Source organism: Psychrobacter sp. Ps6 (genome assembly GCF_022129235.1).
In the GTDB taxonomy this organism is placed as follows: domain Bacteria; phylum Pseudomonadota; class Gammaproteobacteria; order Pseudomonadales; family Moraxellaceae; genus Psychrobacter.
This window is the reverse complement of record NZ_JADQAI010000072.1, coordinates 1-2,155: the sequence shown is the minus strand read 5'-3', so window position 1 is coordinate 2,155 and position 2,155 is coordinate 1. Positions and strand designations below refer to the sequence as shown.

The following is a 2,155-nucleotide window of genomic DNA, read 5'->3' as shown; positions in this document are numbered from 1 at the left end:
TAAACCTTCATGGTAACGCACACTCAAGTTAGGTTGCGTAGAACGTAACTGACCACAAGATTCCAGAATAGCCCAAGAAAGTGGATTCACTGCGTCTTCAGGCTCTCCCTGTTCATTCAACTTCTGACCGCCGATACACACATTCTGGTACAGCGGAGAACCTGCCGATGCTTTTGAGTGCGCGCCAGAACGAATCTTGTTCACTTCAAGCAGCTTCAACCAACAGCTCTGTAGCAACTCTAGTGCAAAGTCTTTTTCAATCGTACCGTTTTCGATATCACGAACATAAAATTCGTTTAGGAATTGGTCCATACGACCGAAAGAAACCGAGTGACCGTTCGACTCGATTTGTAGCATCAACTGAACAAAGTAGCTCAATTGCAGGGCTTGCCAGAAGTTTTCCGGCGCATCGCTCGCGATATGACGACAGTTTGCCGCAATGCTTTCTAACTCAGCTTTGCGCAGCGGGCGCGTCTCTTCTAACGCCATTTTTGCTGCTAATTCAGCGTAACTCACCATGTGGTCTTGAATGGCAAGCAGTACGATTTCAACTGATTTATAGAACTGCTCTTTCTTCAAACCTTCAAAGGTCGAAATATCATTGTTAGCACGGTGCTGACGAACATCCTCTAGTAAACCGTTCATGCCTAACTTCAAGATTTTCTCATTATCCACTGCTAGGTGCGCGTCACCCGAAGTCATGTTGCCTTCGGCTTTAATGATGGTGCTGGCTAAGATTTCTTTCTGCTCATCAGTAAACAAACCATAACAACGGTCTTGAACGGTTTTACCGCGCCAATACGGTGTGATGCTGTGGATGCTTTGCTTATCTTCTTCAGTGACCGCAAAGCCTGCGCCAGGACGGTCGGCTAGCTCATCAATTTCCGCTTCAATCCAGCGTACTGTGTATTCTGGAAAAATAGGCGCAGCGCGCACTTTGCTCGCTTGGTTACCGACGATTAACTCATCGTGTTTAATCCAAATAGTACGAGTGCGTAAATGCTCTTGCAGTGCTAGTGCTCGTTGAACAATCACAGGTTTGTCTTCGTTTGCTTGATAAGCACGAGTGTATGCCTCAGCACGTTCGGTACAGACGGGTGGCGTTACGATATTTACCAGTGCCGATTTGTGCGCTTTGATACGCTCAGGAAGGTAATTCAGGTCCATTGTTAACCTCTTACAGTCACGTTAAGTTGGGTGTTTTCGCTTGCGTATTGCATGGCGCTTTCTAGCAGTTCTGGTTTGTTTAATGGCTTATCAGAACACTCGTAAGGCATATCAAGCAAACGGTATTTATTGATGCCGAGCGTGTGGTACGGCAGCAAGTGAAGTTCTTGGCAGCTTTCTAGTGAAGCCGCAAAATCGATGATGTCTTTCAACTCTTCGATAGTGTCATTGAACCCCGGCACAACAGGAACGCGAATCACAATACGCTTCGCGATAGGCGCCAGTTTTCGGAAATTGTCTTTGATGCGTTTCAGTGAACCTTTCGCCCAGCTAAGAAACTTTTCTTCGTTGGTGTGTTTTAAATCCGCCAACCAGCAATCAATATGCGGTGCGGCTTTTTCGACGTTCATCCAAGGTACATGCATGCACGATTCAATAGCGGTAGAGACTTGGTTGTCATGCAGACGCTGTGCGAGTTCTGCCACCAAATCCGCTTGCATGAGTGGCTCACCACCGGAGAAGGTCACGCCACCTTGGCTTTGGTCGTAGAAAGCTTTGTCTTTCATTAAGATGTCGAACAACATGTCTGATTTTGCCTCTTCACCGCATACGGTCAGTGCTTGTGTAGGACAAACGTTTCGCAGCGCGATCAGTTGGTCTTCTTTGATTGCTTTGCGATTGATGATGATTTGGTTGTCGATACGTTGAATACCATCCCCCACTGTCTCACCACCCGCTGTGGATTGAGTTGTAGCTTGATAAGCAGAAACGCATAGCTGGCAATCTTCCATGCAGCTTCGCTGATCAAACAACAGTGAATGCTTTTCGCTGCGACTTTCTGGATTTTGACACCAAGGGCAAGACAAACTGCATCCTTTAAGAAAAAGAATGGAACGAATGCCATCGCCATCATGGGTAGAGAATCGTTGGATATTGAAATACATCTCTGCTTGCCTCTTGGTTTGCTCTTTCACTATTTACTTATTAG

The 2,155-nt window shown here is 46.3% G+C and carries 2 protein-coding genes; both read right to left on the bottom strand.

What is annotated here, in order from left to right; all coding sequences use genetic code 11:
- A partial coding sequence (locus tag I3255_RS13805) for a pyruvate formate lyase family protein (RefSeq protein WP_275950127.1) occupies positions 1-1,167 on the bottom strand: 1,167 nt, incomplete at its 3' end.
- A 2-nt stretch (positions 1,168-1,169) separates the two neighbouring features.
- Positions 1,170-2,111 (bottom strand): glycyl-radical enzyme activating protein, encoded by a 942-nt coding sequence (locus tag I3255_RS13800; RefSeq protein WP_238056230.1) that lies wholly within the window; start codon positions 2,109-2,111, stop codon positions 1,170-1,172.
- Between the last annotated feature and the right edge of the window lie 44 nt (positions 2,112-2,155).

Coding starts and splice junctions, on each gene's coding strand:
- I3255_RS13800 (WP_238056230.1), bottom strand. CDS start 2,111: ATGTATTTCAATATCCAACGATTCTCTACCCATGATGGCGATGGCATT.